The sequence below is a fragment of the Streptomyces sp. NPDC051211 genome (assembly GCF_040689505.1).
Classification (GTDB): domain Bacteria; phylum Actinomycetota; class Actinomycetes; order Streptomycetales; family Streptomycetaceae; genus Streptomyces.
In genome coordinates this window covers 363,161-388,598 of sequence record NZ_JBFBAV010000001.1, presented here as the reverse complement: position 1 = coordinate 388,598, position 25,438 = coordinate 363,161, and the positions used below count along the sequence as shown (strand labels likewise).

The following is a 25,438-nucleotide window of genomic DNA, read 5'->3' as shown; positions in this document are numbered from 1 at the left end:
CTGCGAAGAGAGCGCGTCAGCGCACCGACCGGCCGTCCTCGGTCAGCTGCATCTGGGGGCGGCCGGTCACCAGTAGCCAGGCCGGCAGCACCGCCACGCACAGGAGCGGCAGCACCCCCGTCGTGGGGGCCAGCACGGCCGCGGTGAACAGGCTCAGCCAGCCCTGCCGGGTGGTGGCCAGCAGGACGCCCAGCACCCCGCAGGTGGTCCCCACCATCGGGTGTACGGCGGGCACCAGGGCGTGCGCCGTCAGCCCCAGGGCGACCCCGATGAAGACCGCCGGGAAGATCCGGCCGCCCCGGAACCCGGCCGAGGCCGCCACCACCAGCGCCACCAGCTTGACCAGGCACATCAACAGCAGCGCGCCCCACGCGTACGCGCCGGGGTCCGAGGTCAGCTCGCGCATCTGGTCCAGGCCCTTGAAGAGGGTGAGCCGGCCGCCGAGGGCCCCCAGCAGCCCGAGCACCACCCCTCCGGCGGTCAGTGCCAGCACCGGGTTCGGGAGGGCGTGGAACACCCGGTGCACGTACGGGAAGGCGTAGACGCCGGCCAGTCCCAGCAGCGCGGCCGCCGAGGCGACCACCATCGCGGCGAGCAGGTCGCCCCAGCCCGGGCTGCCGAAGTCGGGCAGGGTCGTCCGGAAGGACTCGTGCGCGAGCAGCGAAGAGGTGAGGCTGCCCGCACCCGCAGCGATCAGCGGTGCGAACAGCCGGTCCCACAGCGGGGCCGGGTCCGTGTCCGCGCGGCTCGCCGCCATCGTCTCCGTCAGCACCAGGGCCGCCGCCACCGGCGTGCCGAACAGCGCCCCGACCGTCCCCGCCACGCCCAGCCCGACCCACAGGGTGCCCGGCCGGGCCGGGGCGAACCGGCTCCCGAGCCAGAAGGCGAGGGCGACGTTCGAGGCGACGATGGGGTTCTCCGGGCCGAGGCTCACCCCGCCGGCCAGGGTCAGCCCGCCGGCGAGCAGCAGCCCCGGAACCCACCGGGGGTCCATCGGCGCCTCCACCAGCCCGCTGGTGGCCGGGTCCGGGCCGGCATGCCCGTACACCTTCCACACCACCAAGCCGGACAGGACGCCGATCCCGGTCAGCACGATCAGCATCCAGGCCACCGAGTAGCGGCCGAGCCCGACCGCGTCCGGCAGGACCTCCCACAGCACCTTCTCCAGCTGGTCCGCGGCCACCGTCACGCCCACCAGCAGCAGGGCGGAGCCGACTCCTACAGCCAGCGCGGGGAGGATCAGAGGGAGCAGAGCGCGGGCGGCAGGCGTCATCCGCTTAACGTAAAGGGGCAATTCGCCCCTATCGCGGAGGCGTGCGGGCTTGCACCTCACGTCGCGTGAGGGCTCACAGTGAGGTGCGTACCCGATCAGAGGAGCGGAAACGATGGGCTACTCCGTGGGCCAGGTCGCCGGTTTCGCCGGAATCACGGTGCGCACCCTGCACCACTACGACGAGATCGGCCTGCTCTCCCCGAGCGGCCGCAGCCGCGCGGGCCACCGGCGGTACGACGACGCCGATCTGGACCGGCTGCAGCGGATCCTGTTCTACCGGGAGCTCGGTTTCCCCCTCGACGAGGTCTCGGTCCTGCTGGACGACCCGGATTCGGACCCGAAGGAGCACCTGCGCAGGCAGCACGCCCTGCTGTCCGACCGGATCACCAGGCTCCAGCAGATGGCCGAGGCCGTTGAGCGCGCCATGGAGGCACAGAAGATGGGCATCAACCTCACGCCCGAGGAGCGGTTCGAGGTCTTCGGCGAGAACGACCCCGAGCAGTACGCGGAGGAGGCCGAACGGCGGTGGGGCGGCACGGAGGCGTATGCGGAGTCGCAGCGCCGGGCCGCGTCGTACACCAAGGACGACTGGAAGCGGATGCAGGACGCGTACGCCGACTGGAACGCCCGCTACGCGGCCCTGCTGGCCGAGGGTGAACCCGCCGACGGCGAGCGGGCCATGGACCTGGCCGAGGAGCACCGGCAGCACATCGACGCCTGGTTCTACGACTGCGGGTACGAGATGCAGCAGTGCCTGGGTGAGATGTACGTCGCGGACGAGCGCTTCAGGGCGACCTACGAGGCGGTGCACCCGGGTATGGCCGAGCACCTGCGGGACGCGATCCTGGCGAACGCCCTTCGCAAGGGGTGAGTGGAACCGGGGGGTGGCGGTGTGCGTTGATAATTGAGGGCACGACTGCCCACCGCACCGCCCCCACCCCGAATCCAGGAGCCCGGATCTCGTGAACACCCTCGCCCTCGCCCCGGAGTGGCTGTCGCCGGACTACCTGATTTCGCACTTCGGGCTGCCCGGCATCCTCATCATCGTCTTCGCGGAGTCGGGGCTGTTCGCCTTCCTCCCGGGTGACTCCCTGCTGTTCACGGCAGGTCTGCTCGTCGCGGACGGGCAGTACATCACCCAGCCGCTGTGGCTGGTCTGCACCCTGATCGTGGCCGCCGCGATCATCGGCGACCAGGTCGGCTACATGATCGGCAAGTTCTTCGGGCCGAAGCTGTTCAACCGGCCGAACTCGAAGCTCTTCAAGCGGGAGAACCTCGACAAGGCGCACGAGTTCATGGACAAGCACGGCCCCAAGGCCATCGTGCTCGCCCGGTTCGTCCCGATCATCCGGACCTTCGCGCCGATGGTCGCGGGCGCCGGCTCCATGAAGTACCGCACGTTCCTGACGTACAACATCATCGGCGGCATCGGCTGGGGCGCCGGTGTGACGGTGGCGGGCTACTGGCTCGGCCAGATCGAGTTCATCAAGACCAATGTCGAGCCCATCCTGGTCGGCATCGTCCTGGTCTCGGTCATCCCGGTGGCCATCGAGGTCATGAAGGCCCGCAAGGAGGCGAAGGCCGCGGCCGCCGAGGGCATCGACCCCGCCGACGGCTCGGCCCCGCAGGCCGCCGGCCAGGGCGGCCGCGGCCGCCACGCCAAGCGCTAGAGACACACCGGCCGGCGCACCCGGAGCGGGCTCAGAAGCCCCGGGTGCGCTTGGCCGCCCGGCGCTTCGCGGCGCTCGCCGCCCCCGGCATCCGCATGAACAGCCGCGAGGTCTCCGACCCCAGGTTCACCCCGATCGCGATGGCCAGCGCGATCGCCGCCGCGTTGGTCAGCGAGGCCAGGCCCGCGTCCAGCCGGTTCTCGGCGATGGACAGCAGCCCGTAGTACGTCGCCGAGCCCGGCAGCAGCGGGCCGATCGCCGCCGTGACGTACGGCAGGGCCGAGGCGAACCGGTAGCGCGAGAAGAGCTGCCCGAACAGGCCCACCAGCCCGGCCGCGACCGCGGTCGACGGCACCGGCGCCAGCTCGGCGGCCCGCAGCGCACCGAAGGTCACCCAGGCGACCCCGCCGTTCAGGGTGACGATCCACACCGTGGACCGCTCCTGCTGGAGCAGGATCGCGAAGGTGAAGACCAGCACCATCGAGGCGGCGATCTGGATCAGCGGCCGGTCCGGGATCTGGAGCACGTCGTCCGGGTCGGGCGCGGCCCCCAGCTGGAGGCCGACGTAGATCACCGCCAGCACTCCGATGATGATCCCGATGAACAGGTACATCACCTCCAGCAGCCGGGCCGAGGCGGTGATGTAGTAGCCGGTCAGGCCGTCCTGCACGGCCGCCACCAGGGCGCGTCCGGGCAACAGCGCGAACAGCCCGCCGGTGATCACGGCGGAGGCCCGGACATCGATCTCGGCGACCTTGAGGGCCACGCCGATCGCGGCGGGCGGCATCGCGGCCACCACGAACTGGTAGAACTCCGGCAGCCCGCGGCCCGCACAGAACCAGGCCAGCCGGTCGCCGAGCACCGCGCCCAGGGCGGCCGCGAAGAACACGAAGACCCCGCCGCCGACCAGGATGGAAGCCGCTCCCGCCAGCAGTCCGGCGGCGGCCGTCAGCACCCAGGTGGGGTAGGGGTGCCGGTTGCGGCGGATCTCCGCCAGCCGCCGGTACGCCTCCTCCAGGGTGATCTCGACCTCGTGCGCGCTGATGTCGTCGACCAGCCGGTACACGGCCGCCAGCCGGGTGTAGTCGGTGCCGCGGCGGCGGACCGTCCGGCTAGCCGTCACGGGGTGGTCCACCAGGGAAGGCTGGTGGCTGATCGACAGCATGGTGAAGGTGACGGTCGGCTCGCAGCGGTCCAGCCCGTAGCTGCGGGCCACCGCGAACATGGCCGCCTCCACGTCCTCCGCGCCCTCGCCGCCGGCCAGCAGCAGCTCCCCGATCCGCAGGGTCAGGTCGAGGACCCGGCCCACCGCGGGGCCCGCCTCGGTCGGCTTCTGGGCTGGCTCGGCCACCGGCCGGACGTCGACCGGCATGCGGAGCATGGTCCGCATCCGGTCCTGCCAGGGCGATTCCTTGATGCGGTGGAGCGGGAAGCCGTGCCCGGGGATGTAGGCGGGCGGCGAGTGGGCCGCGCTGTAGGTGCTGGGCGTGGCGAAGGCGGAACCCGTTTCGGGCGCGGCCTCGGCCGGCTCGGTGCCCGCCGGAAGGGCGAACTCGGAGGTCGGCTCGTCCTCGGGCGACACCTCCGGGGCCGTCCCCGGGGGCGGCGTGAACGCGCTGTGCGCCTCGTCGGAACGGGGCTTCCTGTCCTCTTCCCCCTCGGCCTCCGCCGCCACGCGCCCTCCACTCCCCGGTCACCCGGGTATCAGTATGCGGAACCGTTTCATCCGCGGCTGCCCCGGATACGCCGAAGGGCACCCCCGGACGACCGGGAGTGCCCTTCGGGGCGTTACGGGGGCGGGATCAGTGGTGACCGCCCTGCGCCTGCAGGCGCTTGAAGGAGGCCTCGATCTCGGCCTCGGCCTCGGTGCGGCCCACCCAGTTGGCGCCCTCGACCGACTTGCCCGGCTCCAGGTCCTTGTAGACCTCGAAGAAGTGCTGGATCTCCAGGCGGTCGAACTCGGAGACGTGGTGGATGTCGCGCAGGTGCTCGACGCGCGGGTCGGAGGCCGGCACGCACAGCAGCTTGTCGTCGCCGCCCGCCTCGTCGGTCATCCGGAACATGCCGATCGCGCGGCACTTGATCAGGCAGCCCGGGAAGGTCGGCTCGTCCAGGATGACCAGCGCGTCCAGCGGGTCGCCGTCCTCACCGAGGGTGTTCTCGACGAAGCCGTAGTCGGCCGGGTAGCTGGTGGAGGTGAACAGGCGACGGTCCAGACGGATCCGGCCGGTCTCGTGGTCCACCTCGTACTTGTTCCGCGAACCCTTGGGGATCTCGATGGTGACGTCGAACTCCACGTCCTGCTCCTCCATGATCAGCTTCTGCAAGCTCGATTGCTTCGAGTGATAGCGCGTCCGGCCCAGCCCTGCCGGGTGGGGTGCCATGCTCGCGGCAAGACGCAGTGGTTAAGTGTCCCTCACGCACACGTGTGATCGCGAAAGGGGCTGGTCCGAGTGCCATTGATCAGAACCTGGCAGCTCGTCGCGGGTTCGGCCGCCGCAGGCCTGATCCTGTCGGCCGGCGCGGTGGTGGCCGCAGGTCCGTGGGACTCGGGCCAGCGTAAGGCCGAGCGGGACCGGGTCGCCTCCCTGAGCCGGACGGGTGGCGCAGATCACGGCGAACGCCCGCTTCCGCAGGCCGCGCCCAGCGCCCCGGGAGTCCTGCCGGGCCTCCCCGGCCTCGGTACGGGCGCCACCGGCGCCAGCGCCCGGCCGGCCGAGCCCGGCCGCGACGCCGCCGCAGCCGACGGGGCCGGCCCCGAGGCGGCCGCCCCGGACAGGGGCGCCCCCGACGCCGCCGCCCTCGCCGCGGCCCTGAAGCCGCTGCTGGCCGACCCCGCGCTCGGAGACCTCCGTACCGCCTCCGTCATCGACACCGCCACCGGCACCGTCCTGTACGAGGCGAAGCCGCGCGAGGCCATGACCCCCGCCTCCACCGTCAAGATCGCCACCGCCGCGGCCGCGCTCGCCGCCCTCGGCCCCGAACACCGCATCGCCACCACCGTGGTCCCCGGCCCCGGAACGGGCCGGATCGTCCTGGTCGGCGGCGGCGACCCCTCCCTCACGGCCCGCAAGAAGGCCCCGGCCGGCTCCGGCGGCAGCCTCGTCGACCTGGCCGCCGACACCGCACAGGCCCTCAAGGCCGCGAACACCACCGCCGTCACCCTCGGCTACGACGACACCCTCTACTCCGGCCCGCCCGTCCACCCGATCGGCATCGACAACGACAACATCGCGCCGGTCAGCGCCCTGACCGCCGACGAGGGCCGCCCGGACGACTCCTTCGCCGGCCCGGTCGACCGGAGCAAGACCCCCGCGGCCGACACCGCCCGCGCCTTCGCCTCCCTGCTCCGCGAAAGCGGCATCAAGGTCACCGGAGCCCCGGCGCAGGCCAAGGCCCCGGCCGGGGCCGCACCCCTCGCCACCACCCGCTCCACACCGCTCGGCGCACTCGTCGAACGGATGCTCACCCACAGCGACAACGACATCGCCGAAGCCCTCGCCCGGCAGACCGCCCTCGCCGCCGGGCAGCCAGCCAGCTTCGAAGGCGCCGAGAAGGCCGTCGCGGCCAAGCTCGCCGGCCTCGGCCTGGACCTCGCCGGCAGCCGCTTCGCCGACGGCAGCGGCCTCAACCGCGCCGACAAGGTCTCCGCCCGACTCCTCACCGCCCTCCTCGCCAAGGCCGCCGACCCCGCCCGCCCCGAGCTCCGGCCCGTCCTCACCGGCCTGCCCGTGGCCGGCTTCTCGGGCACCCTGCGCACCCGCAACACCGGCAGCTCCCCGGCAGCGGGCCTGCTGCGCGCCAAGACCGGCACCCTGTCCGGGGTGAACTCCCTCGCGGGCACCGTGGTCACGCCCTCCGGCCGACTGCTTTCCTTCGCGTTCCTCGCCGCGAACACCCCGGACAAGCCCTCCGCCGAGAAGGCCCTCGACAGGCTCGCCGCAGCCGTCGCCGGCACTCCGTAGCCCCGCACGGGCTCCGCTGAACGGCTGGTCCACGTACGGTTGACGCATGACGAGCATCGGTGGTGCGGAGATGGTCGACTGGAACCTCGCGGTGACGACCGCGACCCGGCTGGTACGGCCCGGCCCGGAGGTCAGCCGGGACGAGGCCCGGGCCGTCGTGGCGGAACTGCGCGAGTACGCCAGGACCGCGGAACGGCACGTGCGCGAATTCACCCGGATGATCCCCGAGGGCACGGCCGTGGACGACACCCCCGTCCTGGTCGTCGACCGGGCCGGCTGGGTCAAGGCCAACGTCGCGGGCTTCCGGGAACTCCTCGGCCCGCTGCTCGGCAAGATGCAGGAACGCCGCGGCGCGACCCCCGGCGGCGCCGTCCTCGGCGCGTTCGGCGGCAAGGTCACCGGCGTCGAGCTCGGCATGCTGCTCAGCTTCCTGGCCTCCCGGGTGCTCGGCCAGTACGAGACCTTCGCGCCCGTCACCCGCGAGCTGCCCGGCTCCACGGCCGGCGGCGGCCGCCTGCTGCTGGTCGCGCCCAACATCGTGCACGTCGAGCGGGAGCTGGAGGCGCACCCGCAGGACTTCCGGATGTGGGTCTGCCTGCACGAGGAGACGCACCGTACCCAGTTCACGGCCGTCCCGTGGCTCCGCGACCACCTGCAGGGCGAAATCCAGTCGTTCCTCGGCGCCACCGACATGGACCCGATGACGGTCCTCGAACGCCTCCGCGAGGCGGCCCAGTCCCTGGCCGGCGCCCGCCCCGAGGGCGAGCGCGGCGACGAGGGCCGCTCCCTGGTCGAACTCGTCCAGACCCCCGAGCAGCGCGAGGTGCTCGGCCGGCTCACCGCCGTGATGTCCCTGCTGGAGGGACACGCCGACTACGTCATGGACGGGGTCGGCCCCGAGGTGGTGCCCTCCGTCGCCGAGATCCGCGAGAAGTTCCAGCGGCGCCGGGCCAGCGGCGCCGGCCGTCTCGACACCGCCCTGCGCAAGCTGCTCGGCCTCGACGCCAAGCTCCGCCAGTACCGCGACGGAGAGCGCTTCGTCCGCGCCGTCGTCGACCAGGTCGGCATGGACGGCTTCAACCGGATCTGGACCTCGCCCAACACCCTCCCCACCAAGGGCGAGATCGCCAAGCCCGCGGACTGGGTCGCCCGCGTACACCGCAAGGGAACCGGAGAACAGGCGTAAACATGTCCCACTGGGGGAAGCAGCGTCACCCGTCCGAGGGACCGTGGGCCGTAGAAGGGCGTGCGATGCTCGGGGAACGGCTCGGTTCTGTCACCATCAACGCACTCTGAGTGACATCTCGATCCCGGGCACACGCCCGAAGAGCATCCCGACTCGGCATCCGAAACTCCACCGAAGGGCACCGGACATGGGTCCCCATCCTGCGGTCGCAGCGATACGCCTGGCGGTCCGCCGCGTACTCCACGACGTCCTCACCGACCTCACCCCCCGGCCGGACGGCCGACAGCCGCTCGTCCTCGTCGCCTGCTCCGGCGGCGCCGACTCCATGGCGCTCGCCTCCGCCCTCGCCTTCGAAGCCCCCAAACTCGGCGTCCGGGCCGGCGGCATCACCGTCGACCACGGACTGCAGCCCGGCTCCGACCTGCGCGCCGCCGAGGTGGTCACCCGTATGACCGCGCTCCGCCTGGACCCGGCGGAGTCCGTCGCCGTGCGCGTCGGCCGCGACGGCGGACCCGAGGCCGCCGCCCGCGACGCGCGGTACGCGGCCCTCGACGCCGCCGCCGAACGCCTCGGCGCCGTCGCCGTGCTGCTCGGCCACACCCGCGACGACCAGGCCGAAACCGTCCTGCTGGGCCTCGCCCGCGGATCCGGCATCCGGTCCCTCTCCGGCATGCCCGAGGTCTCCGGCGGCCCCGGCGGCCCCGCCCGCGCGGCAGCCCGCTACCGCCGCCCCTTCCTCCAGATCGACCGGCAGACCGCCCGCAAGGCCTGCATGGTCCAGTCCCTGCCCGTCTGGGACGACCCGCACAACATGGACCCGGCCTACACCCGCTCCCGGCTCCGCCACGAGGGACTGCCCGCCCTCGAAAAGGCCCTCGGCAAGGGAGTGGTCGAGGCCCTCGCCCGGACCGCCCAGCTCTCCCGCGACGACGCCGACGCGCTCGACGCCTGGGCCGCCGAGGCCGAGACCTCCGTACGCGACGAACTCGGCCGGCTCGAATGCGCGAAGCTCTACGCGCTGCCGCCCGCCGTCCGCCGCCGGGTACTGCGCCGGGCCGTGGTCGCCGCCGGATCCCCGGCCGGCTCGCTCTTCGCCCGCCACATCGAGGAAGTCGACCGCCTCATCACCGGCTGGCGCGGCCAGGGCGCCATCAACCTGCCCGGCCGGGTCGAGGCCCAGCGGCAGGGTGGCAGACTTGTCATCCGGCAGGGCTGATGGCACAACGAAAGTGATGTTGCGGGTGGACGAGAAGGACATGGGTGCCGACCTCAAGTCGGTGCTCATCACCAAGGAAGAGATCGACGCGAAGCTGGCCGAGCTGGCCGCGAAGATCGACGCGGAGTACGCGGGCAAGGACCTGCTCATCGTCGGCGTCCTCAAGGGCGCTGTGATGGTGATGGCGGACCTGGCACGCGCCTTGTCCACCCCGCTCACCATGGACTGGATGGCGGTGTCCTCCTACGGCGCCGGAACCCAGTCCTCCGGTGTGGTGCGGATCCTCAAGGACCTGGACACGGACATCAAGGGCAAGCACGTCCTGATCGTCGAGGACATCATCGACTCGGGTCTGACACTTTCCTGGCTGCTGTCGAACCTGGGCTCGCGCGAGCCGGCCTCCCTCGAGGTCGTCACGCTGCTCCGCAAGCCCGAGGCCGCGAAGGTCGCGATCGACGTCAAGTGGATCGGCTTCGACATTCCGAACGAGTTCGTCGTGGGCTACGGCCTGGACTACGCGGAGAAGTACCGCAACCTGCCCTTCGTCGGCACCCTCGCCCCGCACGTCTACGGCGGCTGAACCCGTGTACGGCCCCAGGGAACCCTGGGGCCGTTCCCGCCGTTGGAGGGTCGAAGGCGGGTCTGTCAGCCGTACCGGAAGGCAGCGGGTGACAATACAGGGGTACATTCCGAAGAACAGTCTTTACTCACAGCAGCATTTACCTACGGGCAGGAGGGACGGGGCGATCACCGCCCCGTATGGATGGACGTGAAGCGATACTTCCGTGGGCCGGTCATGTGGATCGTGCTGGCCGTCCTCGCCGTGGTCGTGTTGATGAACGTCGTCGGCTCCGGCGGCGGCTATAAGTCAGTGGAGACCAGCGAGGTCGTCCAGGCGATCAACCAGAACCAGGTGCAGACAGCAAAGCTCACCACTGGTGACAGCCAGATGATCAAGATCGAGCTGAAGGACGGCCAGCAGCTCGGCGACAACAAGGGCAGCAAGTTCCAGGCCAACTACATCGGCGACCAGGGCGTCCAGCTCGCGACGATCCTCGACACCAAGGTCAAGGACCAGCAGCTCCCCGACGGGTACACCGTCTCCCCGGACAAGACCAGCCCGTTCCTGAGCGTGCTGCTCTCTCTCCTGCCCTTCGTCCTGATCGTCGTGGTCTTCCTGTTCCTGATGAACCAGATGCAGGGCGGCGGCTCCCGAGTGATGAACTTCGGGAAGTCCAAGGCCAAGCTGATCACCAAGGACACCCCCAAGACGACCTTCGCCGACGTGGCGGGCTCGGACGAGGCGGTCGAGGAGCTCCACGAGATCAAGGAGTTCCTGCAGGAGCCGGCGAAGTTCCAGGCCGTCGGCGCCAAGATCCCCAAGGGCGTGCTGCTGTACGGCCCGCCCGGCACCGGCAAGACGCTCCTCGCGCGTGCCGTCGCGGGCGAGGCCGGTGTTCCCTTCTACTCGATCTCCGGCTCCGACTTCGTCGAGATGTTCGTCGGTGTCGGTGCCTCCCGGGTCCGCGACCTCTTCGAGCAGGCCAAGGCGAACGCCCCGGCGATCGTCTTCGTCGACGAGATCGACGCCGTCGGCCGGCACCGCGGCGCGGGCCTCGGCGGCGGACACGACGAGCGCGAGCAGACCCTGAACCAGCTGCTCGTCGAGATGGACGGCTTCGACGTGAAGGGCGGCGTCATCCTGATCGCCGCCACCAACCGGCCCGACATCCTCGACCCGGCGCTCCTGCGCCCGGGCCGTTTCGACCGGCAGATCGCGGTCGACCGCCCGGACATGCAGGGCCGCCTGGAGATCCTCAAGGTCCACCAGAAGGGCAAGCCGGTCGCTCCGGACGTCGACCTCTCGGCCGTCGCCCGCCGCACCCCCGGCTTCACCGGTGCCGATCTCTCCAACGTGCTGAACGAGGCCGCGCTGCTCACGGCCCGCTCGGACAAGAAGCTGATCGACAACCACATGCTGGACGAGGCGATCGACCGCGTCGTGGCCGGCCCGCAGAAGCGGACCCGGATCATGTCGGACCGGGAGAAGAAGATCACCGCGTACCACGAGGGCGGCCACGCCCTGGTCGCGGCGGCTTCCCCGAACTCCGACCCGGTGCACAAGATCACGATCCTGTCCCGCGGCCGGGCCCTCGGCTACACCATGGTCCTGCCCGACGAGGACAAGTACTCGACCACGCGCAACGAGATGCTCGACCAGCTGGCCTACATGCTGGGCGGGCGCGCGGCCGAGGAACTGGTCTTCCACGACCCGACCACGGGCGCCGCGAACGACATCGAGAAGGCCACGGCCACCGCTCGCGCGATGGTCACGCAGTACGGCATGACCGAGCGTCTCGGCGCGATCAAGTTCGGCGGGGACAACACCGAGCCGTTCCTGGGCCGCGAGATGTCGCACCCGCGGGACTACTCGGAAGAGGTCGCTGCGCTGGTCGACGAAGAGGTCAAGAAGCTCATCGAGACCGCGCACAACGAGGCCTGGGAGATCCTGGTCGAGAACCGGGACGTCCTCGACAACCTGGTCCTCGCACTGCTGGAGAAGGAGACGCTGGGCAAGGAGGAGATCGCAGAGATCTTCTCGACCATCGTCAAGCGCCCGGCCCGCCCCGCGTGGACCGGCTCCGCCCGCCGTACCCCGTCGACCCGCCCGCCGGTGCTCTCCCCGAAGGAGCTCCAGCTGACGAACTCGGCGAACGGCACCACGGCCGCTTCCCCGGTCGCGACCGAGAAGGGCATCGAGGTGGCCCCGGAGGACCGCCCCGAGGTCTGACCCAGCCGGCCGGGCCAGCGGGCCCGGAATGGATGCCGCACCCCCCGGGTTCTAGCCTGGGGGGTGCGGCACTTTCGCATGCCGGCGACACAGGACAGGAACGAGGAACACATGACCGACCCGGTGACCCTGGACGGCGAGGGCACGATCGGCGAGTTCGACGAGAAGCGCGCCGAGGCGGCAGTCCGTGAGCTTCTCATCGCGGTCGGCGAGGACCCGGAACGCGAGGGCCTTCTGGAGACGCCGGCGCGGGTGGCGCGGGCGTACCGGGAGATATTCGCGGGCCTGTGGCAGAAGCCCGAAGAGGTTCTGACGACCACGTTCGACCTCGGCCACGACGAGATGGTCCTGGTGAAGGACATCGAGGTCATGAGCTCGTGTGAACATCATTTGGTCCCGTTTCACGGCGTGGCCCACGTGGGGTACATACCGTCCACGGACGGCAAGATCACCGGTCTGTCGAAGCTGGCCCGCCTGGTCGACGTCTACGCCCGCCGCCCGCAGGTGCAGGAGCGCCTCACCACTCAGATAGCGGACTCCCTGATGGAAATCCTGGAGCCGCGCGGTGTGATCGTGGTCGTCGAGTGCGAGCACATGTGCATGACCATGCGCGGAGTCCGCAAGCCGGGCGCGAAGACCATCACCTCGGCCGTCCGCGGCCAGCTGCGCGACGTCGCGACCCGCAACGAGGCGATGTCCCTGATCATGGCGCGCTGACCCCTCGGCCATCGGCCCGGTCTGGCCTCGGCCGCAGTGCACGTCCGTGGTGCGATGGAACAGAGGGCCGTGGTCGCACCGGCGGAGGAGCGCAGCGGCGGGGTGGGCCCGGTGGTGGTCCGGGCCATGGGGGAGGCGGATCTGGAAAATCAGGCGTGGGCCGGGGCCTTGCCCGGGTCGTCGTCATCGGGGAGTTTGCAGACGCGTTCCAGGAAGAGGGCCGCCGCGATGACCGCCGCGCCCGCCAGGACCGAGAAGCCGGCGTAGACGGCCTGGTCGCGGCGGGCCGGGACCTGGGTGAGGTCCGCGAGGAACAGGAACAGGCCCGTCCCGCCGTACATGCCGGCCACCAGCGCCGCGACCAGCGCGCTGGCCTGGCCGAAGACCACCGCGCGGGCGGCCATCAGGGGTTCGACCCCCTTGGCGCCCGGGCGGCGCTCCCGCTGGGCCTTCAGGCGGGCGCGCAGGGACAGGGCGGTGGCCAGCAGGACCGCCGCGATGACGGCCAGCACGATGGGCGCGGCCAGCGGGATGCCCGGCAGGGTCCCGTACGTGTTCCACAGCCGGGCGCCGGCCCAGGACAGGACTCCGGCGACCAGGAAGATGCCCGCGAGGACTCCCAGCCTCAGTTGCTTCACGTGCCTGTTCCCCGTTCTCGTCCGATGCCGCGGTATCGCGGGTTCAGGCTAACGAACGCCTACTCGGGGAGGTGGAGTTCCAGGTCGGGGCGCGCGGTGACACCGCTGCGGTCGAGACCGGCCAGCAGGTCGGCGACGGGGCCGTGGCCGGGGAGCTGGGCCTCCGGGTCGACGTCGTGCCAGGGGGCCAGCACGAAGGCGCGCTGGTGGGCGCGCGGGTGCGGGAGGGTGAGCACCGGGTCGGCCGAGACGACGTCGGCGTACGTGATGATGTCGACGTCGAGGGTGCGGGCGCCCCAGCGCTCCTCGCGGACCCGGTGGAAGGCCTCTTCGATGGCGTGGCCGCGCTCCAGCAGGGAGGACGGCGGAAGGGTGGTCTTCAGGACCACCACGGCGTTGAAGTAGGAGGGCTGGGAGCCGGGCTCCACGCCCCAGGGCTCGGTCTCGTAGACCGGGGAGACGCCCTTGACCCGCAGGCCCGGGGTGTCGCCGAGGGCGTCGATGGCGCCCTGGAGGGTTTCCAGGCGGTTGCCGAGGTTTGCGCCGAGGGCGATCACCGCCCATTTGGGGTTGGACAGTGTCACGTCGGCCGCATCGACCGTTTCGACGACGGACGCGGGGACGGGCTGCACCGTGGGGTCGCTCTGGGTCTGGTTCATGCGCGGCTCCGGGTGATCGTGATGGTCACATCGTCGAAGGGGACGGTGATCGGTGCATCCGGCTTGTGGACGATGACCTCGACCTGCGCCACCGCCTCGTGCTTGAGGCACTGCTGGGCGATCCGCTCGGCGAGCGTCTCGATCAGGTCGACCGGCTCGCCTTGGACCACGTCCACGACCTCCTCGGCGACGACCCCGTAGTGCACGGTCTTCGCCAGGTCGTCGTCGGCCGCCGCGGGGCGGGTGTCGATGTGCAGCACCAGGTCGACGATGAAGGTCTGGCCTTCCTCGCGCTCCCGGGGGAAGACGCCATGGTGCCCGCGGGCCTTGAGGCCGCGCAGCGCGACACGATCCACGCGAATCACTCCTGCTTAGGTAGGTGCTTCCTACGCCGAGTGCGGTCGGCGTCGTACCTTCGAATTTACCTGCGATAAACAGCAAACCCTGCGACAGGGGTCACGCGGGGTCCTCTTCTTCCTCTTCGTCGTCCTCGGTGAGGACCGGAGAACCGTGGTGGGACCAGAGCTGCCACCCCTCGGATGTGCGTCGGAACACATTCGTGGCGACGACCAGCTGTCCGACGAGCGGGCCGAGGTCCTGGCCGTCCTCGGCGGGGCCGCCGCTGAGGATGTTCTCGGTGCAGGTGACGACGGCGGTGTCGCCGATGACGGCGACCTTGGTGTCGGTCAGGAAGAACTGGATGTAGTCCGTGTGGGACATGATCAGCGCGTAGGAGCGGAGGACCTCGCCGCGGCCGGTGAGGACCGGCCAGCCGGGGTGCACGCAGGAGATCTCGTCGTCGAGCCAGAGCCCCGACAGGGTGTCGAAGTCCCCCCGTTCCATGGCCTCGTAGAAGGCCGTGTTGACCTCTTCGACCGCCTCGATGTCGGTTCTGCTCACCTGGCTCCTCTCGCGCCCGTTCGGATCCGGGTACGGATCACAGTGCTCCTTCCACGGCGCGCGCGACCCGAACCGCGTCGGCGGTGGCCCGTACCTCGTGGACCCGGACGGCCCAGGCGCCCTCGTGGGCGGCGATGGCCGAGACGGCGGCGGTGGCGGCGTCCCGCTCGCGGGCGGGCGGCGGGTCGGTCCGGCCGTCCCCGGCCAGTACGCGGCCCAGGAACCGCTTGCGGGAGGCGGCGACGAGCAGCGGGAAGCCGAGGGCGCGCAGCTCGCGCAGGTGGGCGACGAGGGCGAGGTCGTGTTCGGCCTGCTTGGCGAAGCCGAGGCCGGGGTCGACGACCAGGCGCTCGGGGGCGATCCCGCCGGCGATGACGGCGTCGATGCGGGTCCGGAGTTCCGCGGTGACCTCGCCGATCACGTCCTCGTACACGGCGAGGCTGTTCATGCCTTCGCTGAAGCCGCGCCAGTGCATGACCACGAAGGGCACTCCGGCGGCCGCGACGGCCGGGATCATGCCGGGGTCGGCGAGGCCGCCGCTGACGTCGTTGACGAGGGCCGCGCCGGCCGCGACGGCCTGCTCGGCGACGGCGGCCCGCATGGTGTCGACGGAGACGGTGACCCCTTCGGAGACCAGGCCGCGGACGACGGGGACGACCCGGCGGAGCTCTTCGTCGGCGTCGACCCGGCTGGCGCCCGGCCGGGTGGACTCGCCGCCGACGTCGACGAGGTCGGCGCCCTGGGCGACGAGGTCGAGGCCCCGCTTGACGGCGGCGGTGGTGTCGAACCAGCGGCCGCCGTCGGAGAAGGAGTCGGGCGTCACATTGACCACGCCCATGACCGCGCAGCGGTCCCAGTCCGGAAGCCCTTCGATCCGGCCCCTGACGGCGGGCCCGCGCATGCTGTTCATGTGTTCCAGGGTAGGGCCGCCGGTCGGGTCGACGGTCGGGCCGCCGGTCAGGCGGCCTGGACCTCGCGCTCGGGCTGGGTCGGCAGGGTGGCGAGCGGGCGGGTGCCGTGGGTGGCGTGGGTGCAGGCGCGGACCGGCTTGGGCCGGCGGCGGCCGGCGAAGAGGCGGGGCAGCGCCAGGGTCACGAAGCCTTCGGCCTGCATGGCGGCGAAACCGATGCGGGGCAGGTCGCGGGTGCTGCGGAAGACGACGAAGCGGGGCTCCCAGCGGGGCTGGAACTTGGCGTTGAACTTGTAGAGGGACTCGATCTGGAACCAGCGGGAGAGAAAGACGAGCAGGCCGCGCCAGGCGCGCAGGACGGGGCCGGCGCCGATCTTCTCGCCGCGGGCGAGGGCCGAGCGGAACATCGCGAAGTTGAGCGAGACCTTCTCGACCTTGAGGCCGGGGCAGGCCTGCAGGGCGGCGACGATCAGCAGCTCGTTCATGCCGGGGTCGGCGGCGCGGTCGCGGCGCATCAGGTCCAGGGACATGCCGTCCGGGCCCCAGGGGACGAAGTGGAGGACGGCTTTGAGGTCGCCGAAGGGGCTGGTGTCGCCCTCTTCGACGCGGTGGGCGGTGGCGATGACGCAGTCGCCGTCGCCGGGGTCGCCGACCCGGCCGAGCGCCATGGAGAAGCCGCGTTCGGTGTCGGTGCCGCGCCAGGCGTCGGAGGCGCCGCGTACGGCGTCCAGTTCGGCCTCGGTGAGCTCGCTGACCCGGCGCACTTTGGTGGTGTAGCCGTTGCGCTCGATGCGCTTGACCATCTGGCGGACGTTGCGCATGGCGCGGCCGGAGAGGGAGAAGTCCTTCACGTCGACGATGGCCTCGTCGCCGAGCTCCAGGGCGTCCAGGCCGGTCTCGCGGGTCCAGACCTCGCCGCCGGTCTCGCTGCAGCCCATGACGGCGGGGGTCCAGGAGTGGGCCTTGGCCTCCTCCATGAACCGCTCGATGGCGCCGGGCCAGGCCTCGACGTCGCCGATGGGGTCGCCGGAGGCGAGCATCACGCCGGAGACCACGCGGTAGGTGACGGCGGCCTTGCCGCTGGGGGAGAAGACCACGGCCTTGTCGCGGCGCAGCGCGAAGTGGCCGAGGGAGTCGCGGCCGCCGTGCTTGGCCAGCAGTCCGCGCAGCTTGGCCTCGTCGTCGGAGGTCAGCCGGGCGGCCGGGTGTTCGGGGCGGAAGGCCAGGTAGATGGTGGTGAGCGCGGTCAGCATGCCGAGGGCGCCGAGCGAGTAGCCGACGGTCCAGGACACCTTGCCGGCGTAGTCGACCGGTCCTTCGAAGCCGAAGAGGCCGTAGACGACGTGGGTGATCTGCTCGTAGAGACCGGGGTCGCCGACCACCCGGCGGGGGTGGGAGTTGACGATGACCAGGCCCAGCCCGATGGAGCCGGCGCTCATCAGGACGAAGTTGGCGAGGGCCTTCCAGCGGCTGCGCGGGTCGGGCAGGGCCTTGAATTCACCCTGGTGGCGCAGCAGCAGGGCCAGCAGGGCGGCGGCGATCAGTACGCCGATGACCGAGTGCCGGTAGGTGAACTGGGCGACCGCGCCGGCCGGAAGCAGCACGACGGCGGCCCGCCAGGCGCGGCGCTTGCGGCGCTTGAGTCCGTGGGCGAGGAGCAGCAGCAGGACGCCCGCGCTGATGGCGAGGGCGGCCGCGAAGGGGCCGAACGAGCCGGGCAGCACCTCGGTGACGGCGTGGATGCGGCTGTGACGGAACCGTGGGAAGACCCCCGCGGCGATGTCGAGGAGCCCGACGACGGTGACGGCCGTACCGACCAGGCCGGGCACCGATTCCGGTCGTGGGCCGCGGAGAATCCGCTGGATGCGGTTCGGAACCTGTCCGGACTTATCGGCATCTATCCTGCTAGACATCGCTTCCCGTTGCTCCGCGAGAGATCATGTGGCCGAAGGCCGCAGCGGCCTCCGGGGTTGTGCGTCCATTAGGACGACATCAAGGGGCTGCGGGTTCACTCTCGCTCAGGAAAAACTCGACCTGCCCTCCAGAAAGACGGCTTACTCCTCATGGGTCTCACCAGCAATACGGTTCTGGTCCTGGCCATCGTCGCCGGTGTGCTGCTCTTCGCGGCCACCATCTGGCTCTGGCCGCGGCTCTCGGGCCGCACCTGGCGCGCGGTCACCGGCAGGATCGGCCTGCTGCTCGCGACCCAGCTGGCGCTGTTCTCCGCGGTCGGCCTGGCCGCCAACAAGTCCTTCCTGTTCTACGGGTCCTGGGCGGACCTGTTCGGTCAGCAGACCGAGATGGGGAAGGTCGTCGACCACTCGATGAGCAGCAAGGACATCAAGGTCGTCGACAAGCAGCAGCTGGACGTTCCGGGCGGGGCCAAGCCGGCCGTCGGCGGGCAGATCCTGAAGGTGGCGATATCGGGGCAGAAGTCGAAGATCGACAGCCCGGGGTACGTGTACCTGCCGCCGGAGTACTTCCAGCCGCAGTACGAGAAGCAGAACTTCCCGGCCTCGATCGTGCTGACCGGCTACCCGGGCACCGCCGAGAACCTGATCAAAGGGCTGAACTACCCGATGACGGCCTTCAAGCAGGCCAAGGCGGGCAAGATGAAGCCGATGATCCTGGTCATGCTGCGGCCGACGGTGGCCGGCAACCGGGACACCGAGTGCGTGGACATACCGGGCGGCCCGCAGACCGAGACCTTCTTCGGCCAGGACCTCCCGCAGGCGGTCAAGGACACCTTCCGGGTCGGTGACAAGCCGCAGAACATGGGCTTCATCGGCAACTCCACCGGCGGCTACTGCGCGCTGAAGCTGGCCGTCCACTACCCGCAGACCTTCGGCGCGGGGGCCGGCCTGTCCGCCTACTACCGGGCGGCCCACGACGCCACCACCGGAGACCTGTTCCACGGCGACGACAAGCTGAAGAAGCGCGCCGACATCCTGCACAGCCTGAAGAACCGGCAGCCCTCCGGCACGTCCTTCCTGGTCACCAGCAGCCAGGAGGGCGAGGGCAACCTCGGCGACACCAAGAAGTTCATCAAGCAGGTCAAGGGACCCGACCGGGTCTCCTCGATCATCCTCGACAGCGGCGGCCACAACTTCAACACCTGGCGCCGGGAGATCCCCCCGATGCTGGAGTGGATGAGCGACCGCATCCAGGCCTGACGGCCCCGGCCGGTAAGGATCGGACGTCAGGCGTCCTGTAGTCGTGCGCGGCGCAGGGCCCGGTGCACTCCCTCCGTGGTGAGTACGCCGGCCAGCGCGCCGGAGTCGGGATCGGTGACCCCGATCCGCCCCGAGTCCTCCTGGAGCAGCGCCGCGAGGGCCTCCCGCAGCGAGGCCCCGAGCGGGACCGAGGCGGCGGGCGGGGCGCCCTCGGCCGGCGACAGGTCGGCCGCCTCCACCGGGGTGACCGCGAGTCGCTTCAGCCCCCGGTCGGCGCCGACGAACCGGGCGACGTACTCGTTGGCGGGCGCGCCCAGGACCACCGCCGGAGCGGCGAACTGCTCGATGGTTCCCTGCCCGTAGACGGCGATCCGGTCGCCGAGCCGGACCGCCTCCTCCAGGTCGTGCGTGACCAGCAGGATGGTCTTCCGCACCGACTTCTGCAGGGCGAGGAACTCGTTCTGCAGGTGCTCGCGGACCACCGGGTCCACCGCCCCGAACGGCTCGTCCATCAGCAGGACCGGCGGATCGGCGGCGAGCGCCCGGGCCACTCCGACCCGCTGGCGCTGTCCGCCGGACAGCTGTTCCGGATAGCGGCCCCCGTGCACCGCCGGGTCCAGGCCCACGAGTTCGAGCAGTTCGGCGGCGCGCGCCCGGGCCTTGGCCTTCGGGGTGCCGAGCAGCTGCGGCACGGTCGCGGTGTTCTCCAGGACCGTCTTGTGCGGGAACAGCCCGACCTGCTGGATGACGTACCCGATGCGGCGGCGCAGTTCGACCGGGTCGGCGGCGGCGATGTCGTGGCCGCCCAGCAGGATGCGGCCCTCGGTGGGCTCGATCAGCCGGTTGACCATCTTCATGGTGGTCGTCTTGCCGCAGCCCGAAGGTCCGACGAGCGTGACCAGTTCGCCCTCCGCCACCTCGAACGACAGGTCGGCGACGGCGTTCGTCCCGTCGGCGTAGCGCTTGGTCACATGCTCGAATCGGATCACAAAGGCATCTTTCCCCACCGGCGCCCGGATTGTGTAAAGGGAGTGTTGCCCGGTTGCGAAGGATTCCGGCCATGGCCCGTGTCCGGGGTTAGGGTCACTCCTGTACTGACGTTCGGTGGCAGTGGGTGACGGGGGGTGAGGGGCGTGTCCGGGCAGCCGGGGCGGAATTGCCTGGTGGCGAACGACTGGATCTGCTGGGAGTACGTCCGCAGCCGCAGTCAGGAACTCACCGACGCCACCCTCCAGCACATCGGGATCACCCTGCTGTCCGTGGCCATCGGAGTGGTCGTCTCGGTGCCGCTGGCCCTGCTGGCCCGCCGCGGCCGCCGGTACGCGACCCCGGTCCTCGGCGTGTCCACCGTGCTCTACACGATCCCCTCGCTGGCCATGTTCTCCCTGCTGCTCCCGGTGTTCGGGCTGTCCGGGGCGACCGCGCTGGTGGTGACCGGCCTGGTCCTGTACTCGCTCACCATCCTGGTCCGCAACGCGCTGGCCGGCCTGGAGGCCGTCCCGGAGGACGTCCGGGAGGCCGCGCGCGGCATGGGCTACGGGCCCGGGCGGCTGTTCTGGCAGGTGGAGCTGCCGCTGGCGCTGCCCGCCCTGCTCGCCGGGGTCCGGATCGCCACGGTGTCCACGGTGGCGCTGACCACGGTCGGCTCGATCGTCGGCAAGGGCGGGCTCGGCAACCTGCTGGCCCCCGCCGTGGACAGCTCCTTCAAGGCGCAGGTGCTCACCGCCTCGGTGCTGTGCGTGCTGCTCGCCCTGGTCGCGGACCTGCTGCTGCTCGGACTCCAGCGGGTGCTGACCCCCTGGACCCGTGCCACCAAGGGGGCCTGAGGTCATGGGCGGAGTGTGGGGCGGCACCTGGGACTGGCTCACCGACGGCGCCAACTGGGCCGGCGAGAACGGGGTTTGGCACCGGCTGGCCGAGCACGCCTACGTGAGCGCGCTGGCGCTGGCGATCGCCTGCGCCGTGGCGCTGCCGGTGGGCCTGCTGCTGGGTCACCTCGGCAAGGGCGGCGCACTCGCCGTCAACATCTCCAACGCGGGCCGGGCGATCCCGGTGTTCGCCGTGCTGGCCCTGTTCATGGTGTCCCCGCTGCGCAACGCGGGCTACGTGCCCACGGTGACCGCGCTCGTGCTGTTCGCGGTGCCGCCGCTGCTGACCAATGCGTACGTCGGCATGCGGGAGGTGGACCGGTCGGTGGTCGAGGCCGCCCGGGGGATGGGCATGTCCGGCGGGCAGCTCTTCCTGCGCGTGGAACTGCCGCTGGCCCGCGGCCTGCTGATGACCGGTCTGCGGGCGGCGGCGGTGCAGGTCGTCGCCACGGCCACCATCGCGGCGATGGTCGGCCAGGGCGGCCTCGGCCGGATCATCACCGCCGGCTTCAACACGTACAACACCCCGCAGGTCATCGCGGGAGCCCTGCTGGTGGCCCTGCTGGCGCTGCTGGTGGAGGGCGTACTGGTGGTGGCGGACCGGCTGCTGTCGCCCGCCCGTCGTCGACCTTCCTGAACGGAGCCCCTGGAAATGGAACACCGCACGAACAAGGCAACGCGCGTCCTCGGCGCGTCTCTGGGCGCGCTGGCCCTGGCCGTGTCGCTGGCCGCCTGCGGCGGCGACAGCCTGGAGAAGGCGAAGGACGGCGGCAGCCCGTCCGGCTCCGGCGGCGACAAGGGCAGGCTGGTGATCGGCGCGGCCGGGTTCACCGAGTCCAACGTGCTCGCCGAGCTGTACTCCCAGCTGCTGAAGGACGCCGGGTACGGCACCTCGATCACCACGGTCAAGAACCGTGAGCTGTACGAGCCGGCCCTGGAGAAGGGCGAGATCGACGTCGTACCGGAGTACGCGGCGACGCTGGCGGAGTTCCTCAACGCCAAGGTGAACGGCCCCAAGGCGCCGGCGGAGAAGCCGGTCGCGTCCAGCGACGTGGCGGCGACGACGGCGGCGCTGGAGAAGCTGGCGGCGCCGCTGGGACTGAAGGTGCTGCCGGCCGGCCGGGCCGTGGACCAGAACGCCTTCGCGGTGAGCCGGGAATTCGCGGCGAAGAACAACCTCAAGACCCTTTCCGACCTCGGAAAGTCGGGGCTGAAGGTGAAGATCGCGGCGGGTGACGAATGCGCTGTCCGGCCCTTCTGCGCACCCGGGTTGAAGAAGACATACGGAATCGATGTTTCCGGTATAGACCCGAAGGGCGTCGGAACTCCGCAGGCAAAGCAGGCGGTCAAGGACGGGGTCGACCAACTGGTCCTCACCACGACCACCGACGCCACGCTGGACGGCTTCGGTCTGGTGCTGCTGGAGGACGACAAGAAGCTCCAGAACGCGGACAACGTCCTGCCGGTGGTCAACGCCAAGGACGCCGGAAGCCCGGAGATCGCGGCCGTGCTCGGCACCCTCTCCACGGCCCTGACCACGGCCGATCTGACGGAACTCAACCGCAAGGTGGACGCGGAACGCGCCAAGCCGGCGGATGTCGCCAAGGCCTGGCTCCGGTCCGAGGGCCTGTTGAAGAACTGAAACACAGTCGGGGGGTAACCGCCTGGAAACAGATTGCCCGGCGGTTGCCCCATGCGAGCTCTACTCCCTGTAAATTTCAGGCCATGCCCCGTGGACGCCACCGCAATCCCGAACCCCTGCACCGGCTGCTCACGCCTTCGGCGGTCGCCGGTGTGTCGCTCACCGCCGCCGCCGTGGCCTGGCTGCCGGCGGAACCGCTGGTGCTGAGACTGCTGGTGGCCGTCACGGCCGCCGTCGGCATCACGGGTGCGGTGTTCATGCGGTCCTGGGACCGGGCGGCCGGGCGGCGGGTCGCCGAACTCGCCCGCGAGCGGGTCAAGGACGAGTGGCGGACCGAGGAGCGAATAGCCGAGCTCGAGTCCGATCTCGAGGAATCCCGGGTCCTGCGCACCAAGCTCGACGCCAAGCTCCGCGCCAAGCGCGTCGAACTGGCCGGACTGCGCGGCGAGCACGCAGCTCTGCTGCGGCGGTACGCCACGGCGGAGACGGAGCGGGCGAGCGCGCTGGAAGGCCGCCGGCTGCTGGCGATCGAGGCGTCCGGGGCGGCCGCTTCCGCCCCCAAGGAACTCCCTCCGGTCTCCGCGGAGCGCACGGCCGCGGGCGCACCGACCCCGGTGGGGTACGCGCGGGCGCACGCGGCGCTGGTGGCGCTGGCGCGCCGGGCCGAAGCCGGGGCCGACGCCCCGGCGAAGACTCCTGCGGACGGGCCTGCGGCCGCGGCCGGTGAGGCGGCCGACGGGTCCGACGCGTCCGACGCGTCCGACGGCAGGGCCGAGGGGCAGGTGTCGCACGGCCGGCCCGGTCCGGCGGCTGCCGTTCCGGCCCGCCGGCTGGCCGCCACGGTGGCCCCGTACACCGCCCCCCTGAGGTCAGCCTCCCGCGTGGAGGGCGGCTTCGACTTCTTCGGCACCAAGGCCGGGGAGTCACAGGCCCGGGCCGCGATCGAGGCCGTCCAGAACGAGGACCTCGCCGATGTGGTGGGCGAGGAGGCGCTGGCGGTCCACAAGGCCGAGTCGGCCGCCGGCCGGCCCGCCCAGCCCGCGCTGCCCGCGGCGCCGGCCTCCGGCCAGGTCATCGACCTGACCGCGCACGACGAGACCGAGCCGATCGACGTGGCCCGGCTCCGCACCGCGATCTCGTAGACCCCTCCGTCCGGCCGCCTTGGGCCGGCTCAGCCCGTGTACGAGCCGATCAGGCGGGACAGGTGGCGGCCCGCCACCAGCAGCGGGGTCTGGCTCTGGGTGACCTGCGCGGACATCTCCGCGCCCTCCAGGGTGTTGATCACGGTGGCGGCCAGGTCCCGGGCGTCCTCCTCGGCCACCCCGCTCGCCAGCAGTTTCTCCTCCACCAGCCGCTGCCAGTTGGCGAAGGCCCGCGCGCAGGCGGCCTGGAGGTCAGGCAGCCGGCCCACCGATTCCAGGGCCGTGGCCGTCACCGGGCAGCCGTCCCGCCACGCCGAGTCCCGCAGCGCCTCGGCCAGCAGCACCGTCACCGCCTCCACGGCCTCCGCCGGGTCCGTACGGGAGTCCAGCCCGGCGGCCAGCACCTCCGCGAACTCGCGGTCGCCGAAGTCGAGCGCGGCCACCGCCAGTTCCTGCTTGCCGCCCGGGAAGAAGTGGTAGAGCGAGCCCAGCGTGGCCCCGGCCTCCTTCACCAGCTGCTTGACCGGGGTGCTCTCGTAGCCGCCGTGCTGCATCAGCCGGGAGGCGGTGCGGACCAGGCGATCACGGGTACCGAGGGCCGCCTCGGCGGTCGCGGTGGTCGCGGTGGTCGTGCTGGTCGTGCTGGTCGTGCTGGTGACCGGGCTCGTCATGGGCACGATCGTACCGCCTGAATGGATAGAGCGTTCGTTCCAGCCGTGCTACGGTCGCCGCAAGAGCTGGATAGAGCGTTCGTTCTAGTCGGAACTCCAGGGGAGAAGTACGTCATGAGCCAGAACACCGTCAGCATCGTCGGCCTCGGTCCCATGGGCCGGGCCATGGCCGCCGTCTATCTGGACGCCGGATACCGGGTCACCGTCTGGAACCGCAGCCCCGGCAAGGACACCGCCCTCGCCGAGCGCGGCGCGCACACCGCCGCCACCGTCCAGGGGGCCCTCGCCGCCTCCGAGCGCACCCTCCTCAGCCTGATCGACATCGAGGCCATGTACGCCACCCTCGGCGAGGCCGACCTCAGCGGGCGGGTGCTGGTCAACCTCTCCTCAGACGTGCCGGAGAAGGCGCGGGCCGCGGCCGGCTGGGCCGCCGCGCGCGGGGCCTCGTACCTGACTGGCGGGGTCAACGCCAGCCCCGACGGGCTCGGCAAGCCGGAATCCTCGATCTTCATCAGCGGCCCGCAGGAGGTGTACGAGGCCCACCGCGAGGCGCTCGACCTGCTCGCCACGACCGACTTCCGCGGCACCGAGCCGGGGCTCGCGCAGCTCTACTACCAGCTCAACATGACCCTCTTCTGGACCGCCATGACCGGCTACTACCAGGCCGTCGCGATCGCCCGGGCCAACGGCCTGACGGCGGCGGACATCCTGCCGTACGCCCGCTACACGGCCGACGGCATGAGCGGCTTCTACGAGTGGGCCACGCCCGCCATCGACGCCGGGGACCACGACGGCGGGGCCGAACGGCTCGCCATGTGCGCCGCCAGCGTCGAGCACGTCCTGCACACCGCCGCCGGCGCGGACATCGACACCTCGATCCTCGCCGCCCACGCCGACCTCTTCCGCAGCGGTGTCGCCGCGGGCTTCGGAGCGGACAGCAGCTCCCGCCTGATCGGCCTGCTGCACAAGGGCTGACGGCGGGCTCGGCCCGGTCGAGCAGGGGTGGCCCGTGGCCGG

The 25,438-nt window shown here is 71.3% G+C and carries 25 protein-coding genes; 14 read left to right on the top strand and 11 right to left on the bottom strand.

The window, feature by feature from the left end:
- Nucleotides 1–16: 16 nt before the first annotated feature.
- Nucleotides 17–1,273: an ion channel protein gene (locus AB0447_RS01890; protein WP_366474443.1), complete on the bottom strand. Its 1,257-nt coding sequence runs from the start codon at nucleotides 1,271–1,273 to the stop codon at nucleotides 17–19.
- Between the two features lie 112 nt (nucleotides 1,274–1,385).
- Here AB0447_RS01890 and AB0447_RS01885 point away from each other — a divergent pair, with 112 nt between their 5' ends.
- Nucleotides 1,386–2,144 (top strand): MerR family transcriptional regulator, encoded by a 759-nt coding sequence (locus tag AB0447_RS01885; protein ID WP_366474442.1) that lies wholly within the window; start codon nucleotides 1,386–1,388, stop codon nucleotides 2,142–2,144.
- 91 nt (nucleotides 2,145–2,235) lie between these two features.
- Nucleotides 2,236–2,943: a VTT domain-containing protein gene (locus AB0447_RS01880; protein ID WP_366474441.1), complete on the top strand. Its 708-nt coding sequence runs from the start codon at nucleotides 2,236–2,238 to the stop codon at nucleotides 2,941–2,943.
- Between the two features lie 31 nt (nucleotides 2,944–2,974).
- On the opposite strand, the gene AB0447_RS01875 is transcribed toward AB0447_RS01880, so the two are convergent.
- Both AB0447_RS01875 and AB0447_RS01870 read right to left on the bottom strand, forming a co-directional pair.
- Complete coding sequence (locus tag AB0447_RS01875) at nucleotides 2,975–4,618, bottom strand: threonine/serine exporter family protein (RefSeq protein WP_366474440.1); 1,644 nt, start codon at nucleotides 4,616–4,618, stop codon at nucleotides 2,975–2,977.
- 127 nt (nucleotides 4,619–4,745) lie between these two features.
- On the bottom strand, nucleotides 4,746–5,240 hold the full coding sequence (locus AB0447_RS01870; protein ID WP_150212202.1) for an inorganic diphosphatase: 495 nt from the start codon (nucleotides 5,238–5,240) through the stop codon (nucleotides 4,746–4,748).
- Between the two features lie 156 nt (nucleotides 5,241–5,396).
- Between AB0447_RS01870 and dacB the strand changes: the two genes are divergently transcribed.
- From dacB to folE, 6 genes are all read left to right on the top strand, one after another.
- On the top strand, nucleotides 5,397–6,908 hold the full coding sequence (dacB, locus tag AB0447_RS01865) for a D-alanyl-D-alanine carboxypeptidase/D-alanyl-D-alanine-endopeptidase (protein ID WP_366474439.1): 1,512 nt from the start codon (nucleotides 5,397–5,399) through the stop codon (nucleotides 6,906–6,908).
- A gap of 46 nt (nucleotides 6,909–6,954) precedes the next feature.
- Nucleotides 6,955–8,094, top strand: a complete 1,140-nt coding sequence (locus AB0447_RS01860; protein WP_366474438.1) for a zinc-dependent metalloprotease — start codon at nucleotides 6,955–6,957, stop codon at nucleotides 8,092–8,094.
- Between the two features lie 187 nt (nucleotides 8,095–8,281).
- Nucleotides 8,282–9,310, top strand: coding sequence for a tRNA lysidine(34) synthetase TilS (gene tilS / locus AB0447_RS01855; protein ID WP_366474437.1), 1,029 nt, complete (start codon nucleotides 8,282–8,284; stop codon nucleotides 9,308–9,310).
- Nucleotides 9,311–9,350: 40 nt separating this feature from the next.
- Nucleotides 9,351–9,890 (top strand): hypoxanthine phosphoribosyltransferase, encoded by a 540-nt coding sequence (gene hpt, locus AB0447_RS01850; RefSeq protein WP_351316948.1) that lies wholly within the window; start codon nucleotides 9,351–9,353, stop codon nucleotides 9,888–9,890.
- A gap of 183 nt (nucleotides 9,891–10,073) precedes the next feature.
- Nucleotides 10,074–12,101 (top strand): ATP-dependent zinc metalloprotease FtsH, encoded by a 2,028-nt coding sequence (gene ftsH / locus AB0447_RS01845; RefSeq protein ID WP_366474436.1) that lies wholly within the window; start codon nucleotides 10,074–10,076, stop codon nucleotides 12,099–12,101.
- Between the two features lie 111 nt (nucleotides 12,102–12,212).
- On the top strand, nucleotides 12,213–12,818 hold the full coding sequence (folE, locus tag AB0447_RS01840; protein WP_366474435.1) for a GTP cyclohydrolase I FolE: 606 nt from the start codon (nucleotides 12,213–12,215) through the stop codon (nucleotides 12,816–12,818).
- A 149-nt stretch (nucleotides 12,819–12,967) separates the two neighbouring features.
- On the opposite strand, the gene AB0447_RS01835 is transcribed toward folE, so the two are convergent.
- From AB0447_RS01835 to AB0447_RS01810, 6 genes are all read right to left on the bottom strand, one after another.
- Nucleotides 12,968–13,456, bottom strand: coding sequence for a DUF3180 domain-containing protein (locus tag AB0447_RS01835; RefSeq protein WP_366474434.1), 489 nt, complete (start codon nucleotides 13,454–13,456; stop codon nucleotides 12,968–12,970).
- Between the two features lie 59 nt (nucleotides 13,457–13,515).
- Nucleotides 13,516–14,115: a 2-amino-4-hydroxy-6-hydroxymethyldihydropteridine diphosphokinase gene (folK, locus tag AB0447_RS01830; RefSeq protein WP_366474433.1), complete on the bottom strand. Its 600-nt coding sequence runs from the start codon at nucleotides 14,113–14,115 to the stop codon at nucleotides 13,516–13,518.
- The gene (gene folB, locus AB0447_RS01825; protein WP_366474432.1) at nucleotides 14,112–14,471 is read right to left on the bottom strand and encodes a dihydroneopterin aldolase; all 360 of its coding nucleotides are present in this window, start codon (nucleotides 14,469–14,471) and stop codon (nucleotides 14,112–14,114) included. The genes folK and folB overlap by 4 nt, the downstream gene beginning before the upstream one ends.
- 100 nt (nucleotides 14,472–14,571) lie before the next feature.
- The gene (locus AB0447_RS01820) at nucleotides 14,572–15,015 is read right to left on the bottom strand and encodes a nuclear transport factor 2 family protein (protein ID WP_366474431.1); all 444 of its coding nucleotides are present in this window, start codon (nucleotides 15,013–15,015) and stop codon (nucleotides 14,572–14,574) included.
- A gap of 37 nt (nucleotides 15,016–15,052) precedes the next feature.
- On the bottom strand, nucleotides 15,053–15,925 hold the full coding sequence (gene folP / locus AB0447_RS01815) for a dihydropteroate synthase (protein ID WP_366474430.1): 873 nt from the start codon (nucleotides 15,923–15,925) through the stop codon (nucleotides 15,053–15,055).
- Nucleotides 15,926–15,972: 47 nt separating this feature from the next.
- A complete protein-coding gene (locus tag AB0447_RS01810; RefSeq protein WP_366474429.1) occupies nucleotides 15,973–17,838 on the bottom strand; it encodes a phosphatidylglycerol lysyltransferase domain-containing protein in 1,866 nt (621 codons plus the stop codon).
- A 150-nt stretch (nucleotides 17,839–17,988) separates the two neighbouring features.
- On the opposite strand from AB0447_RS01810, the gene AB0447_RS01805 reads away from it, so the two are divergent.
- On the top strand, nucleotides 17,989–19,098 hold the full coding sequence (locus AB0447_RS01805) for an alpha/beta hydrolase-fold protein (RefSeq protein WP_366474428.1): 1,110 nt from the start codon (nucleotides 17,989–17,991) through the stop codon (nucleotides 19,096–19,098).
- Between the two features lie 26 nt (nucleotides 19,099–19,124).
- Here the strand turns inward: AB0447_RS01805 and AB0447_RS01800 are convergent, their stop codons facing one another.
- Nucleotides 19,125–20,087: an ATP-binding cassette domain-containing protein gene (locus tag AB0447_RS01800; protein ID WP_366474427.1), complete on the bottom strand. Its 963-nt coding sequence runs from the start codon at nucleotides 20,085–20,087 to the stop codon at nucleotides 19,125–19,127.
- Between the two features lie 144 nt (nucleotides 20,088–20,231).
- Here AB0447_RS01800 and AB0447_RS01795 point away from each other — a divergent pair, with 144 nt between their 5' ends.
- The 4 genes from AB0447_RS01795 (at nucleotide 20,232) to AB0447_RS01780 (ending at nucleotide 23,750) form a co-directional block, all read left to right on the top strand.
- Nucleotides 20,232–20,924 (top strand): ABC transporter permease, encoded by a 693-nt coding sequence (locus AB0447_RS01795; RefSeq protein WP_366474426.1) that lies wholly within the window; start codon nucleotides 20,232–20,234, stop codon nucleotides 20,922–20,924.
- Between the two features lie 4 nt (nucleotides 20,925–20,928).
- Nucleotides 20,929–21,603, top strand: coding sequence for an ABC transporter permease (locus AB0447_RS01790; RefSeq protein WP_366474425.1), 675 nt, complete (start codon nucleotides 20,929–20,931; stop codon nucleotides 21,601–21,603).
- Between the two features lie 15 nt (nucleotides 21,604–21,618).
- Nucleotides 21,619–22,608, top strand: coding sequence for an ABC transporter substrate-binding protein (locus AB0447_RS01785; protein ID WP_366474424.1), 990 nt, complete (start codon nucleotides 21,619–21,621; stop codon nucleotides 22,606–22,608).
- Between the two features lie 83 nt (nucleotides 22,609–22,691).
- Nucleotides 22,692–23,750, top strand: a complete 1,059-nt coding sequence (locus tag AB0447_RS01780; protein WP_366474423.1) for a hypothetical protein — start codon at nucleotides 22,692–22,694, stop codon at nucleotides 23,748–23,750.
- Nucleotides 23,751–23,779: 29 nt separating this feature from the next.
- Here AB0447_RS01780 and AB0447_RS01775 read toward each other — a convergent pair whose 3' ends face one another.
- A complete protein-coding gene (locus AB0447_RS01775) occupies nucleotides 23,780–24,421 on the bottom strand; it encodes a TetR/AcrR family transcriptional regulator (RefSeq protein ID WP_366474422.1) in 642 nt (213 codons plus the stop codon).
- A 114-nt stretch (nucleotides 24,422–24,535) separates the two neighbouring features.
- Between AB0447_RS01775 and AB0447_RS01770 the strand changes: the two genes are divergently transcribed.
- Nucleotides 24,536–25,396 (top strand): NAD(P)-binding domain-containing protein, encoded by an 861-nt coding sequence (locus AB0447_RS01770; protein ID WP_366474421.1) that lies wholly within the window; start codon nucleotides 24,536–24,538, stop codon nucleotides 25,394–25,396.
- Nucleotides 25,397–25,438 lie beyond the last annotated feature (42 nt).

Coding starts and splice junctions, on each gene's coding strand:
- AB0447_RS01890 (WP_366474443.1), bottom strand. CDS start 1,273: ATGACGCCTGCCGCCCGCGCTCTGCTCCCTCTGATCCTCCCCGCGCTG.
- AB0447_RS01885 (WP_366474442.1), top strand. CDS start 1,386: ATGGGCTACTCCGTGGGCCAGGTCGCCGGTTTCGCCGGAATCACGGTG.
- AB0447_RS01860 (WP_366474438.1), top strand. CDS start 6,955: ATGACGAGCATCGGTGGTGCGGAGATGGTCGACTGGAACCTCGCGGTG.
- tilS (WP_366474437.1), top strand. CDS start 8,282: ATGGGTCCCCATCCTGCGGTCGCAGCGATACGCCTGGCGGTCCGCCGC.
- hpt (WP_351316948.1), top strand. CDS start 9,351: ATGGGTGCCGACCTCAAGTCGGTGCTCATCACCAAGGAAGAGATCGAC.
- ftsH (WP_366474436.1), top strand. CDS start 10,074: ATGGACGTGAAGCGATACTTCCGTGGGCCGGTCATGTGGATCGTGCTG.
- folE (WP_366474435.1), top strand. CDS start 12,213: ATGACCGACCCGGTGACCCTGGACGGCGAGGGCACGATCGGCGAGTTC.
- folK (WP_366474433.1), bottom strand. CDS start 14,115: ATGAACCAGACCCAGAGCGACCCCACGGTGCAGCCCGTCCCCGCGTCC.
- folP (WP_366474430.1), bottom strand. CDS start 15,925: ATGAACAGCATGCGCGGGCCCGCCGTCAGGGGCCGGATCGAAGGGCTT.
- AB0447_RS01810 (WP_366474429.1), bottom strand. CDS start 17,838: ATGTCTAGCAGGATAGATGCCGATAAGTCCGGACAGGTTCCGAACCGC.
- AB0447_RS01805 (WP_366474428.1), top strand. CDS start 17,989: ATGGGTCTCACCAGCAATACGGTTCTGGTCCTGGCCATCGTCGCCGGT.
- AB0447_RS01790 (WP_366474425.1), top strand. CDS start 20,929: ATGGGCGGAGTGTGGGGCGGCACCTGGGACTGGCTCACCGACGGCGCC.
- AB0447_RS01785 (WP_366474424.1), top strand. CDS start 21,619: ATGGAACACCGCACGAACAAGGCAACGCGCGTCCTCGGCGCGTCTCTG.
- AB0447_RS01780 (WP_366474423.1), top strand. CDS start 22,692: ATGCCCCGTGGACGCCACCGCAATCCCGAACCCCTGCACCGGCTGCTC.
- AB0447_RS01775 (WP_366474422.1), bottom strand. CDS start 24,421: ATGACGAGCCCGGTCACCAGCACGACCAGCACGACCAGCACGACCACC.
- AB0447_RS01770 (WP_366474421.1), top strand. CDS start 24,536: ATGAGCCAGAACACCGTCAGCATCGTCGGCCTCGGTCCCATGGGCCGG.